This is a genomic window from Pseudoalteromonas denitrificans DSM 6059, assembly GCF_900112265.1.
Classification (GTDB): Bacteria; Pseudomonadota; Gammaproteobacteria; order Enterobacterales; family Alteromonadaceae; genus Pseudoalteromonas; species Pseudoalteromonas denitrificans.
The window spans coordinates 43992-64974 of the sequence record NZ_FOLO01000008.1 but is presented as its reverse complement, the minus strand read 5'-3'; the positions used below and the strand labels follow the sequence as shown (position 1 = coordinate 64974).

Annotated in this window: 14 protein-coding genes and 2 pseudogenes; 6 read left to right on the top strand and 10 right to left on the bottom strand. The window is 34.8% G+C overall.

Annotated elements, in window-relative coordinates:
• Positions 1–170: 170 nt before the first annotated feature.
• Positions 171–689 (top strand): annotated as a pseudogene (locus tag BM088_RS07505) (dipeptidyl-peptidase 3 family protein); the annotation flags it as partial.
• Positions 690–753: 64 nt separating this feature from the next.
• Here the strand turns inward: BM088_RS07505 and BM088_RS07500 are convergent.
• On the bottom strand, positions 754–1149 hold the full coding sequence (locus tag BM088_RS07500) for an HIT domain-containing protein (RefSeq protein ID WP_091982394.1): 396 nt from the start codon (positions 1147–1149) through the stop codon (positions 754–756).
• A gap of 169 nt (positions 1150–1318) precedes the next feature.
• Between BM088_RS07500 and BM088_RS07495 the strand changes: the two genes are divergently transcribed.
• Positions 1319–3535, top strand: a complete 2217-nt coding sequence (locus BM088_RS07495; protein WP_091982393.1) for a S9 family peptidase — start codon at positions 1319–1321, stop codon at positions 3533–3535.
• Positions 3536–3631: 96 nt separating this feature from the next.
• Here BM088_RS07495 and BM088_RS07490 read toward each other — a convergent pair whose 3' ends face one another.
• A complete protein-coding gene (locus BM088_RS07490; protein ID WP_091982391.1) occupies positions 3632–5176 on the bottom strand; it encodes a M17 family metallopeptidase in 1545 nt (514 codons plus the stop codon).
• A gap of 195 nt (positions 5177–5371) precedes the next feature.
• Here BM088_RS07490 and BM088_RS07485 point away from each other — a divergent pair, with 195 nt between their 5' ends.
• Positions 5372–5887, top strand: coding sequence for a hypothetical protein (locus BM088_RS07485; RefSeq protein WP_091982390.1), 516 nt, complete (start codon positions 5372–5374; stop codon positions 5885–5887).
• A 77-nt stretch (positions 5888–5964) separates the two neighbouring features.
• Here BM088_RS07485 and BM088_RS27155 read toward each other — a convergent pair whose 3' ends face one another.
• Together BM088_RS27155 and BM088_RS07480 are read right to left on the bottom strand one after the other, a co-directional pair.
• Positions 5965–6132: a hypothetical protein gene (locus tag BM088_RS27155; protein ID WP_177207978.1), complete on the bottom strand. Its 168-nt coding sequence runs from the start codon at positions 6130–6132 to the stop codon at positions 5965–5967.
• Between the two features lie 101 nt (positions 6133–6233).
• Positions 6234–10334, bottom strand: a complete 4101-nt coding sequence (locus BM088_RS07480) for a hybrid sensor histidine kinase/response regulator transcription factor (protein WP_177207977.1) — start codon at positions 10332–10334, stop codon at positions 6234–6236.
• Between the two features lie 430 nt (positions 10335–10764).
• On the opposite strand from BM088_RS07480, the gene BM088_RS07475 reads away from it, so the two are divergent.
• From BM088_RS07475 to BM088_RS27010, 3 genes and pseudogenes are all read left to right on the top strand, one after another.
• On the top strand, positions 10765–11511 hold the full coding sequence (locus tag BM088_RS07475) for a response regulator transcription factor (protein ID WP_091982387.1): 747 nt from the start codon (positions 10765–10767) through the stop codon (positions 11509–11511).
• Between the two features lie 541 nt (positions 11512–12052).
• The gene (locus BM088_RS07470; protein WP_091982385.1) at positions 12053–13045 is read left to right on the top strand and encodes a hypothetical protein; all 993 of its coding nucleotides are present in this window, start codon (positions 12053–12055) and stop codon (positions 13043–13045) included.
• A gap of 84 nt (positions 13046–13129) precedes the next feature.
• Positions 13130–13307: pseudogene (locus tag BM088_RS27010) on the top strand (helix-turn-helix domain-containing protein); the annotation flags it as partial.
• Positions 13308–13542: 235 nt separating this feature from the next.
• Here the strand turns inward: BM088_RS27010 and BM088_RS07465 are convergent.
• From BM088_RS07465 to BM088_RS07440, 6 genes are all read right to left on the bottom strand, one after another.
• A complete protein-coding gene (locus BM088_RS07465) occupies positions 13543–14751 on the bottom strand; it encodes a peptidoglycan DD-metalloendopeptidase family protein (protein WP_091982382.1) in 1209 nt (402 codons plus the stop codon).
• 136 nt (positions 14752–14887) lie between these two features.
• Positions 14888–16252 carry a M1 family aminopeptidase gene (locus BM088_RS07460; RefSeq protein ID WP_091982381.1) on the bottom strand — a complete coding sequence of 455 codons (1365 nt, stop codon included), beginning with the start codon at positions 16250–16252 and terminating at the stop codon, positions 14888–14890.
• 21 nt (positions 16253–16273) lie between these two features.
• On the bottom strand, positions 16274–17317 hold the full coding sequence (locus tag BM088_RS07455) for an acyltransferase family protein (protein WP_091982379.1): 1044 nt from the start codon (positions 17315–17317) through the stop codon (positions 16274–16276).
• 239 nt (positions 17318–17556) lie between these two features.
• Complete coding sequence (locus tag BM088_RS07450) at positions 17557–18462, bottom strand: polysaccharide deacetylase family protein (protein ID WP_091982378.1); 906 nt, start codon at positions 18460–18462, stop codon at positions 17557–17559.
• Positions 18463–18618: 156 nt separating this feature from the next.
• The gene (locus BM088_RS07445; RefSeq protein ID WP_091982376.1) at positions 18619–20043 is read right to left on the bottom strand and encodes a M23/M56 family metallopeptidase; all 1425 of its coding nucleotides are present in this window, start codon (positions 20041–20043) and stop codon (positions 18619–18621) included.
• A 4-nt stretch (positions 20044–20047) separates the two neighbouring features.
• Complete coding sequence (locus BM088_RS07440; RefSeq protein WP_091982375.1) at positions 20048–20425, bottom strand: BlaI/MecI/CopY family transcriptional regulator; 378 nt, start codon at positions 20423–20425, stop codon at positions 20048–20050.
• Between the last annotated feature and the right edge of the window lie 558 nt (positions 20426–20983).

The window sequence follows — 20983 nt, the reverse complement described above, 5'->3', positions numbered from 1 at the left end:
CCCTCAAATGATAAGTTACAACTTTTTAATGTCTCCCAAGAAAAAACATAGTGAGTCATTAGGGGGGGATTTTCTCCAAAACCAAGTGACTCACTTTTTTTAAGAACAAACCCTCATTCTATCTACGCTACAACAAAGTGAGTCAAAAAAGTTTTTCATATTACAATGATGGATTAGGTATTAAAAATACACTTACAGGTCAAGGTACAGTTCGTCAATCACTACAAGAGCATGCTTCGGCACTTGAAGAAGGCAAAGCAGATATTCTAGGTTTATATATGGTAACGCAATTACTTGAAAAAGGAGCTATAACAGAAGGTAAGCTAGAAGATTATTACACAACCTTCTTAGCAGGTATCTTTCGCTCAGTACGATTCGGCGCAAGTTCAGCCCATGGTAAAGCTAACATGATCCGCTTTAACTTCTTTAAACAAGAAGGTGCATTTAGTCAAAATAAACAAGGCTTATATCAAGTTAATATGAGTCAAATGAGTGCTGCAATGGCTAAACTGTCACGTCTTATTTTAACTTTACAAGGCAATGGTGACTATCAAGGTGTTGATACTTTAGTTAAAGAACAAGGCACAATTAAAGCTGAATTAGCAACAAGTCTAGAAAAATTAACTGCGGCGAATATCCCCGTTGATATTATTTTTGAACAAGGTACTGACGTATTAGGTATTAAATAATCAGAGATCAAAGTAAACAGTAACAACTCCCTCTCTAAGTTACTTTTACTGAGAGGGAAATTTATTAGATATCGGCAAACTGATTAATAATCTCACCAATTTGTTCATTTGAATAAGGTTTTACTGGTAGCTTTCCCCAAACTGGCGCAGGCCAAACTGCGTCTGTTTTAAAACGTGCTATATGATGAATATGTAATTGCGCTACCATATTACCAAGAGCCGCAACATTTAATTTATCAGGGTTAAAGACCTCTTGGATGAGTTTACTTAATATTGCGGACTCTTTAATAAAAACAATTTGGTCTTGCTCAGACAGATCAATTATCTCTTTTAAACCATTTTTCCTTGGTACTAAAATAAACCACGGATACTGGCTATCATTTAACAACAATACTTTACATAACGGCCAATCAGCCAGTTCAATACAATCTCTTTTTAATTCTGCGGCTAACTCAAACATTTGGTATCTCCATTATTATTTCGCCTCTTTATCTTACAGTTTATGGCAATTAGTTGCAGTGACTTTTTTATAGGGATATTATCGAATTCCAAATCACCACTCGATGTCTATTTTTGTTGAATTTAGAGGTGACTAGGATATCGAAATCAATTATTTATATGAGATAAAGATGAGTCATAAAACCACATTATTGAGTTTAGTCCTGGCAATAACAAGCGGAACAATAACGGCACAGCCGTTAACAATAGAGCGATTATTTTCAGATCCAGGTTTATCTGGAAAATCTCCCATTAAATTAAAATTTTCACCGACAGGTGAACGTGTCACTTATCTTCAAGGCAAAGAAGACGATTACAATCGTTATGATTTATGGGAATACAACTTAAAAGATAAAACAAATCGCTTGCTTGTTGATTCTAAAAGTTTATTTTCTGGCCCTGAAAATTTATCTGATGAAGAAAAAGCCCGTCGAGAAAGACAACGTATATTTGGTAAAGGCATTTTAGAATATAAATTTTCTAAGGATGGTTCTGCACTTTTATTTCCGCTAAATGGTGACTTGTATTATTACAACTTAGCTAAAAAAGAAAGTAAAAAACTAACGAATACACCAGAGTTTGAAACTGATGCTCGCTTTTCTCCTAAAGGGAAATATGTCTCATTTATCAGAGCTCAAAATGTTTATGCCCTAAATATTGCAACAGGTAATGAAATAAAGCTGACTACCGACGGCGGTGGCGTAATTAAAAACGGTATGGCTGAATTTGTATCACAAGAAGAAATGGGTCGTATGACTGGATACTGGTGGTCAAACGATGAATCTAAGATTGCTTTTACACGCATTGATGAAACACCTGTATCTGAGGCTATTAGAAATGAAATATATGCCGAAGAAGTTAAATTATTTAATCAAAGATATCCGTTTACTGGAACAAATAACGTAGACATCCAACTCGGTATTGTTAAGTTAAACAATCAGAAAATTAGCTGGGTAGACTTAGGTAACCATAAAGACATTTATATCCCAAGAGTTAAGTGGCTTCAAGATAGTACGACACTGTCTTATCAATGGCAAAACCGCTCACAACAAAAGTTAGAATTGAGATCCTTTGATACTACTAACGCAAAACAAAAAGTACTGTTAACTGAAACAAGTAAGACTTGGTTAAATTTACATAAAGAATTACGTTTTTTAAAAGATAATAAACATTTTGTTTGGGCATCTGAACGTGACGGTTTCAAGCATCTTTATTTATATAAAAATGATGGCACATTAGTACGTCAAATTACTCAAGGTGATTGGGTCGTAGATAGTTTGCAAGGTGTTAATGAAGAAAAAGGTTTAGTTTATTTTTCAGGACGTGCGGACTCTGTACTTGAAAGTCACCTGTATTCTGTACCATTAAATCACTCAGGTGAAATCAAACGCTTAACTGAAAAGGGTCAGTACCATAAAGTTGTAATGGCCAAAGACTATAATTCTTTTATAGATAGCAGTTCTTCTGTTAATCAGCCAGCTTCTGTAAGTTTGCGTAATAACCAAGGAAAATTTATTACTTGGTTAGAACAAAATAAACTAGATTCTGAACACCCGCTATCCCCTTTTGTTGCTGATTTATCAGCTCCTGAGTATGGTACTTTGAAGGCCGAAGACGGACAAACATTACATTATCGTTTATTCAAACCTAAACATTTAAAAGCGGGTAAAAAGTACCCTGTGATCGTAAATGTATACGGTGGTCCTCATGCACAACGCGTCACCAATAGTTGGCGTTCTAAGAACCTCTATTTTCAATACATGGTACAACAAGGATATATCGTATTTCAGTTAGATAATCGAGGCTCATACAATCGCGGTAAAGCTTTTGAAGATCCTATCTATAAACACTTAGGAGTGTCTGAAGTGGCAGATCAAATCAAAGGCGTTGAGTTCTTACGTACTTTAAACTTTGTTGATGCAGATCGAATTGGTATATACGGCCATAGCTATGGTGGTTATATGGCGCTTATGACAATGTTTAAAGCTGGTGACTACTTTAAAGCTGGTGTTTCTGGCGCTCCAGTAACTGATTGGACTTTATATGATACACATTATACTGAGCGTTACTTATCTCACCCAAAAACAAATGCAGCTGGATATAAAGCAAGCAATGTCTTTGACTATAGTGAAGGTTTAAAAGGACCGTTAATGATTTATCATGGCATGGCTGATGATAATGTATTGTTTACCCATGCAACTAAGGTATTTAAGCAATTACAAGATCAAGCTCAACCTTTTGAGATGATGACATACCCAGGTTCAAAACATAGCCTTAGAGGTAAGCAAGTACAAACACACTTACATAAAACAATAACCAATTTTTTTGATAGGCATTTCAAAAAGTAAATGTTATTTATTTTTTAATGAGGCACTCAGTGCCTCATTAATTTTATTTCCATTATAACAAGGTTGATTCGATACTTGAGCAACTAAATAAAATAGTTATTTAATATAAGTTGCAAATAAGCTCGCAACAGATGCAGCGGTGGGCTTACCATGCTGCCAATCGCCCCCTTCAACACCATTACCTGCAATATCTATGTGTACATACGGAATTGGCATCGATGAGTCATTGCCATGTTTATCTAGACCGGATGCAATTGCTAAGAAGGCCATAGGGAACTGATGCCCTCTAGCAGTTACTGCTGAAGGTGCATTATTACTTGAAAGCACATCATCAGCTAATGTGTGTGGTTGTATGAAGTCATAATCTTCACGTCGTGAACGAGACACTTCAGCACCATCAGCCCATAGATCACCATTATCTGCAATATTACGAGATATTTTTGCATTACGCGCAGGACCATTCTCAACCAGAGCAGCATAAGGACCCATAGCACGTGCAGCATGGCCTGTTAAAGTAGCGACTGTAAATATTTCAGGTTTAACCTCAGTTTTAGCTAAATCTTTAATTTCACTGAGTAAGTCACCCATAGCCAGGCGCCCTTCTGCATCAGTATTACCAATACGTACTCTAACACCTTCGCGTGTAGTAATTATTTCATCCGGTACAAAACAATCAGAGCCAATAGAGTTTCTTACAACAGTTAAATAAGCAACCACCTTAACGCCTTTTGCCTGGTAATCAGATACCGATTTAACAAAACCAGCCACTGAAGCAGCGCCGCCTTTATCTCTGCTCATACCTGACATATGACCGCCAACTTTTAGATCCGCACCACCCGTATCATAAACCAACCCTTTACCGACAAATAACAAGGTCTTATTAATTTCCCCTTCAGGAGAATAAGTGAGTTTAACAACTCTTGGATGATGGCGTTTTACCGCCATTGAGGCACGTGCAACAGTTGCCATCATTGGATAGTTTTTATTTATTTCATCAAAATCTGAAATGACTTCAACAGATACATTTGAATTAGCAAACAAAGTTTCACAATATTGTGCAAACTTAGGTGGTGCCATGCGTTCAGGTTCAGTACCACATAAATCGCGTGCTGCATATTGTCCTGCAGCGATTGCTTTAACATAATCACATGATGCTTGCGTTGCGCCAACCAAACCTATATTTTGAATTGGCTCAATTGATTCACCTAAATGTTCTCTAGCCTCAAGTGGTTGCCATAAAGCCTGACACGCACCTAAATATGCCACTGTCACTGCATTTTGGTATACAGAATTCGAAGGTGCATCCACTAAGTAGATTGCAGGATTAATACTGCCTGTTGCTTTCGCCTCTACGACCGCTTTTTTTGCAGCATCAAAATAACGTCTTACATCGTCGTAATCTCGATTTAATTTTCCTGTAGGCATCAATATTAACCGCTTGCCTGGTACTTGGTCACAAATCGTAACAACAACTTGTTTACCTATTCTTGAGTCTAATAAACTGAGAGCATGAACTGTCGTATTTAACTCATCATTCGCTATTTTTGTAAAATCATTCGCGATAATAATTAATGAGTCAAATTTTGAACTGTTTAAAACATGGTTGAAATCAGAAACAGGACTTGGAATTGGAAATGCCATAAAAGATACCTAAGAGTATGAACGAGGAGATAATTATATCAGGAACAGAACAAACAAAAAGTATCGTTATAAATAAAAGCATTAACACAATAAAAAATTAAATCCGACTCCCCGCCTTCAAGAACCTAAAACTGGTACATCAAAAGTATTACTGATAGCATCTTAAAATAAACCTTAATACAAAAGAGAAAAACAATGAAAAAACTTTATTTAATCCCATTATTTAGCAGCATTATTTTAAGTGGTAGCGCAAGTGCTCAAACTCCAATTCAATGGCATGGCTACTTTAAAGGGGATTGTGAACTCATTTCACCTAAACGCGGGGCTTTTAATAAATTTCTGATGTCTTTAGAAATAAAACCATTAGAAGATGATAAATCTACTTGGACAATTACTTATGGTGAAGGTCCAAATCAAAATACTCGTCCCTATGAGTTACTTACTATAGATGCTGAATTAGGGCACTATGCGGTAGATGAAAATAATGGCCTAGTGATTGATCAGTACCTTGTCGGTAATCAATTTATCAGTATGTTTGAAATTGGCTCAAGTAAAATACAAGGTATCTACGCGTTAAACTCAAATGGTACTATTGACGTATCGCTTAATAACTTTTCTTTTGACCCTGTACGAGAGGCTGAACTTGGTCCCTATAAACTTGGTGTTTATGGTATGAAAGTTCAGCAAAAATGTCGCTTGTTTAAGTGGTAGAAAGGAAACTTTAATTAGCTTATAAGCGCCCTATTTATACGGGCGCGCATATTAAAAGTCAAACGTTGCAATGTATTTTAAGCTTCCCACCAACCATTCCTGCCACAATGTCGATTTTTACTACTAGCATCGCCACAACCTGCATCTGCACCAGCTCCATTAACCTTTGGAGTAATGGTCACTGGCAGTGCCTTTTTATCTTTAGAAAGATTCTTTAATTTTTTTTTGTTTAATTTTAATTCCATGGAGTTATCCTTTAAATACAATAAATTTGAAAATTAAATCTAATGCATTTAACTCATATTTACAATAAAAAGGAACAAGGCAAGGGGGGGTTGACATTTAATTAAGTGTCATTTATCAACTGTTTTTCTTGAACTAAATCACTCCTTAACTTAGCACTAGATTGAAACTGTTTAGGTGTTAGATTAAATTCAGCTTTGAAACAGGCTCCAAAATAAGCTGGCGAAGAAAAACCGATAGAATAAGCAACCGAACTCGCTTGATGCCCCTTGATAAGCAAACTCTTTGCCTGTTTTAATCTATATTTTTTTAGATACTCAGAGGGAGAAATATTTACAATCATTTGCATTTTTCGCTGCAACTGACGAGAGCTAATAAAAAGTGCACTAGCCATTTCATCGGTAGAAAATGTCGAATCACTATAGTTAATTTCCACCAGTTTTTGCAAAGATATAAGTAAAGGATCTATTTGCGTATCTGATAATTTTTCACTGTATGTCGTATCACCTTTATTCTGTATTGAATTAACTTCATTTAGACTTTTAGGCGTTCGATTAAACAGCCGAACTTGATAAAAATGTTGTAATTTTTTCCGACCTTCAATTAAATTATCAATTCGGTGCCGTAAATTTTCCACCTCAAAAGGTTTGTTCATATAATCATCTGCAGCAACTTGCCAACCATCAATACGACTTTGCTTACTTCCTTTGGCTGTAAGTAAAATTACAGGTATATGAGAGGTTAATTGTGAATTTTTTAGTTGATAACATAAAGTAAAACCATTTTTTTCAGGCATCATGATATCGCTTATAATCAAGTCTGGTAGCTCTTTTTCAGCCACTAACAAACCTTGCTGCCCGTTCGAAGCTGTAATGCAATCGAAAAAGTGATTCAATTGATTTTGTAACATTAATCTAAGTTGTTTATTATCTTCAACAATTAATACTTTTGATTTTTTTTCTGTATTCTTCAAATTTTTATTTTCATTCTCCTGATTTGATTTTTCAATATTTTCTAATACACCAATGTCTGTTAATCCATCTTCAAAATGTCGCTGCGCAATAATATTCGATTTTTGTTCACCTCCTTCTGTTATTGGGAGTTTTACTTCAAAGCAACTCCCTTTACCTAATTCACTCGTAAGTTGTATTTCTCCACTATTGTGATCGACCAAATATTTCACAGTTGATAAACCAATGCCAGCTCCTTCAACAGTTTCAATCAAAGGATTATTAATACGATGAAACCGTTTAAATATTTTTTTTTGTTCTGCCGTTTCAATGCCGACTCCTGTATCTGTAACCTTACATACCAATACATCACCTTTTTGCTTAACAAATAGAATGATCTCTCCTCCTGCAAGTGTATATTTTAATGAGTTTGATAATAAGTTACCTATTATTTGCTCCAGAGACTCTTCCAGTAATAAAATATTATGCGTATCTACATCTATATTTAACTGCATATTTATATTTTTTTTCTGTGCAATGACAAAAAACATCTGATAAATCTTTTCAATATCCGACTTTACTTCATAATTTTGAGTTTTAGCTTGCTCTATTTCTTCTTGCTGCGAAGTTAATAATAAATGCTCCACCATCTTGATCAATCGCTGACCACTGCACCAAGCTGCAAACCATTGGGTTTGATCTTTATCTTTTTTATCAAGCATCGCTTTAATGGGGATCTGCATTACAGTCAAAGGTGTACGAAATTCATGAGATATTCGAGTATAAAGCTTTTCTTTATCTTTAAGTAAATTCTCAATTTTACAATATTGTTCACGTACTTGTGATGTTCTATCTTCCACTTGTTGTTGCAACTGATTATTTCTATATTCTAATCTTTGTATTTTCCAACGAGAAAAAAAATATAAAACGAGTAAAAATAAAGAGCTTAAAACCAGTTTAAACCAAAGAGTACCATAGACTGGAGGCGTAATGACAAAGGGTAAAGATACTTCTACCCACGGGGTATGAATTAAACGACTTTGAACTTTAAAATGATAGCTTCCAGGATCTAAATTGGTATATTTAGCCTCTCGCTCATTAGAAAAGTTAGTTTGCCATTCTTGATCATACCCAACTAATTTAAAACGATATTCAGTACCAAACTGATTTAAATAATTTAAGTTTGCAAAACGAAATCTTATATTGCTGGGTTGTTCTTCCAACATAGAGTCAGAAGTTAGAGAAACTAAACTTTGATTTTGAATGGTATTTAATATCGTACTGTCAACTTTTACTTCAGTAATATACAAGCCTAGTGGCGTGACTTTTGATTTTGGATTTAAAGATATCAAGCCTCTAGTACTCCCGATATAAAGTACTCCATTATGATCTTGAGCAAGCGCCTCATCTTGTGGCGCATCAGATAAGCCTCTTATATTTGGTATACTATTAATTGTCTGCAAGTTAGTACTATTAATCTGATAAAAAGCTTGATTATCAACGACCCAAATATGGCCTTGCTTACCTTCTAATAATGATGCAATAGGTGTTTTAGCCACAATGCCATTAAAGTTCAAAAGCTGAAAGTTTAATCCTTGCTGATCCGAAACATATAAACCATTTTGAGTCGCAACCCAAATTTTTCCAAAACGGTCTTGTAACAAATCAACTATATCTCCTTTAGCAATATCATTTAATATAAAATGAGGGAGTAATTTTAATTTATTATTTTTATAAAGATAGAGCTCCCCCCCTTTAACATGCAGCATGCCATGCGATTTAGTCATTAAAGATAAATAAATAGGGTCATCTTGTTGAAAGATGACTTTATTATTCACAGAATCATATAAAAACCATTTTTCAAGGGTATTTATATGAATGAGTCCATTTTTTTGTTCTGAAAATGAATTAATTATCATCAATTCAGATTGTTTAATATCGGGATTAAGTAGAACAAATTCAAAACTATCTATTTTCTCATTATATCGAAAAGCACCATATTCACTACCAAGCCAAATATCACCGCGACTATCTTCGAAAAGTTGATAAGTATAGTTAGATGTTAATCCTGAAGTAGTAAACTGTGTGGCGTATTGTTTAAATTTATTATTACCTAAACGTCTAAAAACACCATTGCCAAAAGTGCTAAACCAAAGCCGATTTTTTTTATCTACAAGACTATCCATAATATTTTTTTGTTCAGCGAGTATATGGTCGCTATTTTTTTGCTTTAAAATACTGACATTGTCTTGAGTTGGATTTAAAATAAATGCAGCATCCCAGTTAATAGCCCAGATATTTTTTTGCTTGTCTTGATAAAACTGAACCACCCAATTAGAAGGAAGTTTACCGTTTAATATCATAACCTCAGACTGATGATTAAATGTATTAGTTTTTAATGTTAGCCTATTAATTTCCTTAGTTGTGCCAATATAGATATCACCTGATGAAGCAGTGAAAAGTGATCTTATTTCATTATGACTTAGAGATAGTTTATTATTCTTATCATGAAGAAAGTGCATGGTTTGGTGTCTTTTTACATCATGGACATAAAGTCCTTTTAATGTACCAACCAAAAGCTTGCCATCGTTTGTTTCTGCGAGCGCTGTGATATAAGCTAATTTTTGTTCGGTGTTATTTTCAAGTGAATAAACAACAAAATTTGCCCCCTCGAGTAGAAACAACTGTTTATTGTATGAAGCAAAAACTTTTCCTTCTTTTGAAATATAAGGCCTAACAATATGCCCTTGTGCACTATTAGTTCTATGAGGTAATTTGAAATACTCTAAGCTTTTATTATTGATAGAGTATTTAACTAAGTTTCCTCCGTAATAGCCTAACCAAAAATTATTATTAATATCTACAGCTAAAAAATCAAAACATATAGCACATTGATATTCTGAAATGATTTCTGGACCTAGACGAAGAATAAAACTATCTTCTTTTTCATTATATTGATATAGCCCTTGAGTTTCAGAGATAAACCACAAACCACCTTGGTTATCTTGAATCAATTGTATTACATCTTTATAAGTATAAAATTTTGATTCATAACTATCATATCGTATCAACCCGGTTTTAGAGGCTATCCAAATAAAACCTTGCGTATCTTGGATAATAGAAGAATTGGTTCTTAGTTGCGTAAACTTATCTATTTCTTTCAACTTAAAACCAAGATCGGTTTCAGCATAAAGCGCTGTATTTACCAATAAGGTTGTAATTACCAAACATGAAATTAAAAAATACTTTATCATTAATGATTCACTTTTATTACAACCTACATTCGTACCAGATAGTGAGGTGCGAAGTAGATAAAGACATGACATCAATACCCAATCGCATTATTTTTATATAAGTTTAACGATATAAATACCTAGATTAAAAAACAGGTATTAGGTACTTACTTTGTGCAATATAAAGTTTCCGCCTGTAGAAAGTAAAGTTTTTTGTGTTTTAATGTTAATTTTTTTATTTAAACCTGCTGTTTATTCATTTTTCACTACATAAAAGTGAATCAAAACAATTTATTGATAAAAATGTCGTTATATCACTATTTCTGGCGACTCTTTGATAGTCAATCATATGTTGTCGTGATCTTAATAATAATTGGCGCTCAACTGATACTCGGTTATTTATGAGCGCTCTATAGTTCTATTTATCAAAAATGGACTACAGGTATGAGTCATGGAACACTCTTTTTCATCTAAATATAAAAAATCACTTAACACATTATATAATGCGGCTTCTTTGGTTAAATTAAAAAGTGCCATTTTTAGTTTATCTCAAGAGCTAGGTTTTAACGGCATATTTATTACAGGTTTATCTCAAGTTGGCGAAAGTTTTTATTATATATCTGACTTTCCCACTCACTTGTTACCTGAATATAATAATAAATCAGGTAGCCATTACCCAAGGTATTATGAAGATGCATTAGAACAATGCCAATTTAGCAATAATTCAGTATTGTGGCATGAAGTTGCTCCCATTCAAGTACACTCTGGCTCTATTTTAGGATCACATATAGCAGGAGCAAAGGCACCTGAAAATGTGGATACAGTGCAAGGTGTATCCATTCCAACTTTTAGTAATAAAGGTTCTGGATTTATCAGTTTTTATTATTCAGGCGCACAAACTGATTTTTTGAAGTTTTACACAAAAAAACATTTAGAGCTGATCGGGATTGCCCAAATTATTTTTCAGCAATTGTGCCTTAATCACCCAGATGTGATTTTTGAAAAACCTAAGTTAACCGTTAAAAGCAAAGAGTGTTTACATTTTATGTCTAAAGGTTTTACTAATATTGAAATATCTAGATTAATGCATGTTTCTAAAGATAGGGTGAAAGAGCTTGTTAGCGGTATACTTGATAAACTAGAGGCAGCCAATCGCACTGAAGCTGTCATGATCGCCGCCTCTAACAATATAATTTGAAATAAATATAGGGTAGTTTAACTACCCTAGTTCATCTAAAATAATGACCCTAAACTCTCCACAAAAAAGCAAGTTCAGTCCTCTAAAAATACCATCCAATAAATCTTAAACCGTACATGTTCCTTTGATAAATCGATAAATTATTTGTATATGCCGAAGCCTATCAAAATGCGGATTTCAAAGCCTGAGAGGGAAATCAGACCAAGACATCTTTTTAGCCAATGTATTACCTTAACTAAAAAGGTAACGCTAAGCTGCTTCCCCCTCACATTCCAGGCGACAAGCCCAATTTAAATCATCTTCGTTGCTGTGAAAGTTTATAGGGGAATAACCACACATTCACTTTCACGTCTAGAATCTAACTCAGATTTGGCTTGCTGAAATCTCGCATTATGAATGGTTACGGATATATAACTTAATTGAATTTCATAACCCCCACTTGGGTAGGATTAATTATTAATTATTTCAGTAAAGTAGTATTCAGCCAGTTGGCAACACAGCTCTTAAATGAGTTAGTAATTTAAACAGTTAAGGAAGAAACATGAAATTTTCAATTAAAAAGTTATCATATTTATTATCATGCGGAATTTTACTATCAACCTCAGGTATAGCCAGTGCAGTTGATGGTACACAAATTGGCCCTGTGATGACGGATGCTTCAGGAAATATTCAAGTCGCTATTTTCAAAGCAACAATAAATAGAATAGGTAATGCAGGTCATTTTAAAGCTGAAGTGAAAATACCAGATGAAACTTTTGTTGCAATTAGTGGCGGATTTGAAGGTTCAGATTATCCAGGACAATATTTAGTCAGCTCTATGCCTGATTTAAACTATAGTAACTCTAAAGAACATCTTCAAACTTGGAAGATGATGGTAAAAGACCATTCATGGGTTGATAATTCACCTATAGAAGCATATGCGGTTGGTTTAAGAATTAATGGTATTTCAGCCACAGAATTGAAAAATAAAATCTTAGTAACTGAAGAATCAGCAAGTAAGCAAGAAGAACCTTATGCAACACGAACTTTATCTAAAGTGACAAGTAACTTAGTCATTGGTGGTGGAATGGAAGTTAGAAACTATACTGATAATGTTCGCTGGTTTGGTCAATTAGCAGTCAGTAATGCACCTACAGCCAATGGCACAGGTTGGCGTGGCGCATCTAAGCAACATGAGTATCATGATCAAAGAGCGCTGAAAACCTTTTTACTAGAACTACCTAGACACATAAATAACTTAACACTTGAAAATGTGATCCATGCTGGAAATTATGATACTAGTCAAACTTCTTATGTATCAGCAGATCTAAATGATAGAGCGGATTATGTATTAACATCTTGTGGCGCTGAATCTAGTTATGGCTATGCGGGCTTTGAAAAAGATACAGATAAAAGTGAAAGTGGTGCAGCTAAATTTATTACCACAATGAAACCTAGCCGTGGCGGCAAGTGTGAAGCTGTTTATAAAGATTTAAATTGGCCTGATAATACCACGCGTGTTCGTGCTGTTGTGGTAGGCTTAAAAGCAAATTAATATGTATTAATCTCAACTTGAAAAACCGAGAGTTACCCACTTTGATTAAGGTGTCAAATCTTAAATCAAAATAGGTAACTCTCAATGATCCATACTAACAATCCAATCATAAAACTAAAAGCAGGGCTTTTAAATTTAGACCAAGAACTTGGTAGTATTTCTAAAACCGGTAAAGACATAGGAGCTTCCCGTGATACATTTTATCGCTATCAAGCATGTTGAAAATGGCGGAATTGACGCTCTGATAGATAAAAGCCGCAGACGCCGTTAAACCTGTTTTTTCATATATCTTTTTGGGGCTAATCATTTTTTCATATTCATGGTATTTAACTACAGCATCAATAGTTCCGTCTTTATTTTAATTGCATTCAGCACCCGTCAATTTTCAAAGTTCGTAATATTGAATTTAACTAATGCTAAATCAATACCGTCAGCACTGGTTCCTAACATAAGAGCTAGTAATATTTAACCCAACTATCTATTTTCATTTGACCATATTAGTCACTCGTGGGTGCCCATGATGCGTCCTGACTAGAAATCAATTCCCTTCTAGCTCGATTTAGTGCGTCAACTCGTTTATTCGCTAATGTAAAAAATTGAGCTTTATATTTATTAGCTATAAGTTGTGCATCAGGTAGCTTTACGGTGCGTGGATTACTGGGCACACCATTTAACAGAAACTTATAATGTAAATGAGGTCCTGCGGCTAAACCTGTGTCACCTACGTAGCCTATTACTTGTCCCTGCTTAACACGTTGGCCTTTTTTAACTTCACGTTTTGAAAAGTGTAAGTACTTGGTGACTATACCATTACCATGTTGAATAAATACATAATTACCATTAAATTTACTAAAGGTTGAATGGGTTACTTTACCCTTACTGACAGCAACCACAGGTGCCCCTTTTTTGGCAGCATAATCGATACCGCGATGTGCTTTCCAGCGTTTTTGTACGGGGTGAAAACGTTTAGGCTTGAAGCTAGAACTGATGTATTTAAAATTCACTGGGGCACGTAAGAAAGCCTTACGCATACTATTGCCATCAGGAGTGTAATACTCATTGTCAGTAAAACGTATTGCCTGAACAGTATCCCCTTTGTTAACAACTTCAGCGGCTAAAATATTACCAGTACCAATGTATTCACCGTCAATATACTTTTTTTCGTAAATAACATTGAAACTATCACCCTTACGTATATCTTGTGAAAAATCGATATCCCAACTAAATACATTAGCAAGATTAATAACTTGAGCGTCACTTAGCCCAGCCTTTACTCCAGCATTCCAAAAATTTGAAGAAATAACTCCATTACTTAAGCTTTCTCGTATTTCAACCTCTTTGGTTTCTTTACTAGATTGGTAGCTGTCGCCAACTAAATTGATGTACAGTGTTTCAGTTGTTGATAATTGATATTCTAACCTCGCTAATTGACCGGTGTTGTTACTGCCAACCTTTAAGCTAGCACCTATACGTAGTTTTTTAAGTAACTTACTTTCGTCGCCTTTTGTTGTGATCACCGCATAGGTCGTTTGCGCACTAAACCCCAGCCGTATAAATATTCTTGCTAACGAGTCACCGTTTCCAACTTTAGCTGTTTGCCAATGAATAGGAGTTATTTTTCGAGCTCTATCTGTGGCCTCTTTTGTCTCTCGGATTCTTTTTTCTGTCGCTAACCTAGCTCTTTTCACTGTATCATTTATTTTCATCAATGATGGGGGTTCAATAATTTCACTGACTTTTTTCTCTGCCGAAAATATAAAAAAAACAAAAGTATGAAACTTAAAACAACAATTGTGATACGGTATTTTTTAGGGAACTTAAGCAAGGTGATTAAATAAGTTTTCAATGTTGCTTTCCTTTTAGAATAAACTCAGGAGTTTCATCCCCATATACCCAGCGACTAAAAAAGTCTGTAAGGTCTTTACGACTAACAGCTTCAAATGCCACTCTTAAATCAGTAGTGGTTACTGAGCCGTTTTTATGTTTTGTACTATAGTGCTTCAGGGCTTCCCAGAACACTTCATCACCCAATACATTACGCAACATGTAAAATACTAAAGCTCCTTTGCTATAAGCCATGGTTCTATTGATTTCACTTTCGTTAATCTGCTCTCTAAATGCAACAGCGGAGACCTTTTCTTTAGCAATTGCTGCCTTCACTCTTTTTTTGGCAATTTCGATTTCTTTCTCATAGGCGTCTTGCCCAAATAGGTGCTGTTTATAGGCGGCAACAAGAAATTGAACTAAACCTTCATTAAGCCAAAAATGAGAAAAGTTTGCGCAAGTTATATTGTTGCCCCACCATTCATGAGCTAGCTCATGAGCAATGAACCAGTTTTCATTTGGATCTTGCTGAACTGTATCCACAAATTTTTCGCCAACTAAGCTGAAACCTGTCGCTTCTTGAGCCATGTAACCCTCAACAATGACATACTTATAAGACAAGTTGGGGAGCTTAAAACCAGCTTTACCCTCAAAAAATGAAAGCATGTCAGGTACATCACGAAATACATCTTTCACGTTTTGATGATTGAATTTATCCAGCCGTTTCTTACGGTAAAAATAAGAAACCGAGTACTTACCTAGTTCTCTTGTTGACTGTTCAAATTTACCTAGTGCAAAGCCAAAGCTATATATGGGCATTGGAGTATCATGCAACCAATGCGAAATAACTTTTCCATTACTTTGTTGTTGAGAAACTAACTCCCCATTCCCAACGGAGATCAAATTTGAATTGTGCTTAAGCAATAACTCAAAACTTGCTTTGTCGGCAATATTACTATGGGAAATGAGCCAGTTTTTTGTATGATAGACAGTGAACAAGTGATCATCATAAAACTTCATTCCACGCTCAGGTGAAGCACGATATTCTGCTGAGACAACGTATTTTTGATTGGCAACTAATGGCGTATCAAAAGTGATTACTAAAACATCATTTTTTATTTTGTGCTTTACTCCGATATTTCTGACTTGTATAGATTTTATTGATTTATATTTAGCTGAAAAGCTAATTTGCCTTATACCGCTAACAACAGGTATAAATTCAATATCTACTGTCCCTGAAACAGTCTTAGATTGAAAGTTTGGCTCTAATTCGGCTCTGTAGTGAATAAAGTCAACTTCACTTGCTTCTACAAAATCTGTTTCAGCAAACAATTGCTGCGATGATGTAATAACAAATAGAAAAAAACAGATTTTTTGTAACATATATCCTACTGTAATTAAATTTCAGAGTGATGATAGCGAAATGCTATTACTTGTGTTTTTGTTAAATGCTAAATTTCGAATAAATTTGGCTACTGGTTTTTCAAAGTATTTATACGAGAGGTAAGCAGTAGCAATACTCAAAATAATAGACACCAGAAGCTTAAGCTCTATCGAAAAATCAAATTGATTCACTTTCGCAATAATGGGCATATGCAATAAATATAACGAATAGGATATTTTACCAATAAAATCTCCAACCTTGTTCGCTAGAAAAATATTATTATTCGGCACCAAAAATACAATACAAAAGAACAATGTGCTCATCACAAATAAGACTTCGTAACTTAGCCACATCTTATTTTTTGCATCTGATGTTATCGGAGAAAACTCAGGGCACATTAGCGGGATTAATAAAAGAGCTAAAACAAATCTGTTTTTATAGAGGTACCTCGGTACTTTGAAAGTTCTATAGTGCATTCCAAAAATCAGACCAACAAAGAAATAAGGAAGGCTTCTAAATACATGAAAAAAGTTATATTTAAAACCATAAATATCACCATTTATACGAGGAAAATTTGTAAAAAATAAAAGTATTAAAATTGAAATTATTAGCACATAAATATACCCTGAGCGCTCCGAAGCTAGCAACCAAAATACTATGAATGCTAAATAGAACTGCATTTCTGGCGAAATTGTCCAAAGAACACTTTCACCATAAATGAACATTAGGTGAGAGACTAGCTCTTTTATGTTTGTGATTTTGTATAACGCTTGAATGTCTAATAAAGTGAATAAATAGGAAAAAAATACGACTAATAAATACAGCGGAAGTACTCTCGCTAATCTGGCAATAAAATATTCTTGTATATTTCCTTTACTAAATTCTTTGTCAAAATAGAGGTAAGACATAAGGAAGCCACTTAGGAGAAAAAACAACATTACTCCATATTGACCAGCCCTTCCTCCCAAAACGCCTCCAAGCCAGTTTGTTGCATCACTGAAGTGTGTAATAAATACAATAAGTGCGGCTAATCCCCTTAGCGTATTTAATTTTCTTATTTCCAAAATCACTCTCTTAATTCACTTTAATACTTTAGTTAATATCTAACGAGCCTGTAGAATTTATCTAAAAGTCAAAATTAATTAAAAAGTGGATTTTTGTATCGCACTCTAAGCTTAAAACAAGACTTCACTAATACATTTAAAACCCTGTTTTCAGGCCATCAAATAAATTTTTAAATTATTCTACAACCTCACGCCATATTCAGTTGTTTGTCCGCAGTTATACTTTGTCATACGGCACTTTATTTGAATACATTGTTATTTTTAAAATAGTCATCCAAATAGTCTTCACTTGAGCCGACATCTCTAAGGAGCTTCTCATCCCATCCTTTACTTTTAGCAATTGCAGCTACCCTACCTTGGCCATTAAATAAAACATCGGGAATTGTAAAAGCAATAGGATCTTTATATGCCTCCTGAGGAGAAATAACCTTCCACCCCTGTTCACGAATATGCTCAATCAAATCATCGATAAATAAAGCAGCCATATCATTTTCATGAAGCAATAATACGTGTTTAGGAGATCGCCCTAGAGTTTTATTGGCTATTTCATCGTAAAAAAGAATGGACTGCCAAAGAACAGTAATATAAGCATTCTTTAATGCGTCATAATCCACTTTTTTACCGTTAACTAAAGCTCTTTGAAGTAAGCTATCCATGTACCAATCGTAGTTATCGACTGTAACGTAACCATTTTTATAGCTCATCTCTCGCAAATGCTGACGAATGCGGTCTCTTGTTTTTCTATCATTGCCTTCATGCAAATATGGGTACCTGTAAAAGGGCATATTATTTTTAAAACCTTTCAATTGATTACGCGCCACCGTTATATCAGAAAGGTATGTTTCAATATGTTTTTTATGGGCAGAAAAGTGACTATGGCTATGATTTCCAAGATGGAACCCTGCCTCTATATAAGCTTCAACACGTTTCTTTGATTTTTCCGTTATGTTATTTGTTGTTACAAATAGAAAAATATCAGGTACCTTGGATTTTCTGAGGGCTGCAATTAATTTTTGTGTTCTCTCCTCCCCAGAAAATAATCTTGAGTCTGGTCGTGGAACGTCATCAAATGTAATTGCTATCTCTTGAGCTTGACCTGAAGCAGCGGCAAATAATGTGATGAATAAGCATAATAATTTGTACATCCTGTCTCTTTCCTAATGACTATATAACGCTAACAAAAGCGAAAAATAAAGTTAGCTAAATTTAAATTGGGGTTTATCTAAATGATTACACTTGCTTATTCCTGTTTTCATAAACAGACAAGAACCGGTAGCAATATGGTATTTACCTTATCCCCTTCAGATTTGTAAGTTCAAATAAAGAGCTGGATCAATAGGTTTACCTGCTTTTAGCAGTTCAAAGTGCAGGTGAGGCCCAGTTACACGCCCCGTTTCTCCGACGGTACCGAGGGTTTGTCCCGCTGAAATATATTGCCCCGACTCAACTGAAAAGCTGTCAAGGTGCGCATACAAGCTTTGCATCTGACCTTTATGTTCAACTAGTACCACCTTGCCATAATTACGGTGCAAGGTGGCATTATCAGCAATTAAAACCTTTCCAGAAAAACTCGCAACCACTTTAGTACCTATTGGAGCAGCAAAATCGATGGCCTTATGAGGCCGATATCCTCTGAAGTCGTTAATATCACCGTAGCCGGAAGAAACCCGAGCATTCAATACTGGTAACATGCCGTCAAAGCTGTTGGAGTTAAATTCCAGCACTGGGAAAAAAGGTTTGACTGCTATAACAAAAAAGCACATAAAAGAGGATAAGAAGAGTAAAAATGAGATGTATCGCCTGTCATATTTATTATTTAGATGAGCTGACATTGCCGTTTTTATTCTGTTTTCAAAATCTTGCTTTTTAAGTTGTGGACCAGAAAAGTAAGTGGTTAACCCGTTATCTATGGTATTTTTACTTAACTTAAGACTTGCGACTAGTGCCCTAGCATAATCTAGCTTAACCTTTGGGTAGGAGGAAATAACCGCCATATCACAATTCAATTCCATACTCTGTAAAAATTGCCTTTCAAAAAAGCTTATAACAGGATTAAACCAGAATATACTGGAGCAAAACCGGAATATAATTACCGCTTTAGGATCCCACCTTTTAATGTGCATTAACTCATGTTCAATTAATAAGAATCGTTGTTGCTGCGACATATTAAAAACGCTACTTGGTAACAACATAGTCACTTGAAAAAATCCAAAAACAAACGGAGAAACAGGCTGACTGGTGATCCGAACACGAATATTATTAGTAGTAATTACGGTTTTTTGTTGCTGTGTAAAGTGCTTAAAATCAATTAGAGGTGTTGCCTGTTTAACAAATTTATTAACTTTTAACACCCCTGAGAAGAAACGTAGCAATGATAGGCAACAACCGCCGATTATCATCACTATTACTAGCGATAGGAATATCTGCAATGTCTCTGTACTTTCGATTTGATTTACAACTGAATTTGAATGATTCAATAAATTATGTTGAGAATCACTAAATGCTTCTTTCAAAGCATCAGGGATCAAAGTATTCACTTGATAAAAATAATCAGGAAATAAAGGCACTAAAGCGACTAAAAGCCAAGCTTGCCAAAACCGTGACCATTTGGCTAAATGGGGCAATATTTTAGTAATTGCTAACGCAAATCCATATAAAATCACACTCCAAGCAATGAAAAACAATATCTGCAACAAAAGAGTACTAGGCATATTTTGATAATCCATATTTTTACTCTTCTTCGTGCTTTTGTTCCAAGTCTTTCAATAGCTTTTCAAGATCAGCAATTTCGCTATCATCGATCAATCTGCTATCTGTAAACATGGCCACAGGTAATGGACCATCTAATTCAAATACACGTTTGGCAAAGTCTTGAGCAAAAGCGGCTAACGTCTTAACCTTATTTATACGGGCAAAATAGATCTTTTTGTTACCTTTAAACTCCATTGACACGAAATCCTTTTCTCCCATTCTTTCCAATGTCTTACGAGTAGAAGAATAACTCCAACTAAGTATTTGTTTGATTTCGTCGTGAAGTTCACGTGCTGTGCGGGGCTGCGTGTGCCATAACAGTTTTAAAATTTCCAGTTCAGGAGCTGTAGGTTGCATTTTATTCTTACTTATTGGCTGAGACCTACATAATGCGACATTTGTCACAGACGATCAAGGCAAATGTGACATTTGTCGCACATTATGAATAATAAATACCATTATAACTAGATTAAATCATCTATTCATAAGTACTGCTCCTTCACTAAGTACCTTGTAATTCCCAGAGATTGACACCTAATTGTTCATGTGTAGCGGTTAATATTTCATGAACGTTCACTATGATAAAGGTCCGTAAGGTGGTAGAAACCTTCATGCTAGAACAGTCAAATTCACAAGCAAACCATTGAATCAAATGTAATTTTTACGCTCACCATAAAATCATAATTAACGCAAAAAACCAATGACTTTTGCGAATTTAGATACAAACTAGGTAGCTATTGAATAAGAACTCTACATTATTTGAAGATCCACACACGTGGTATTTATGTTTTAGTTAAATGAGAGTTGAGTAACAGATAATTCTTCGAGGGCTTTAATTGAATATATAGGTTTAAGTTAAAATAGCTGGATCTGGTGGCTTATTCTATCGTTACTATCGTCATTAGGACCTATTTA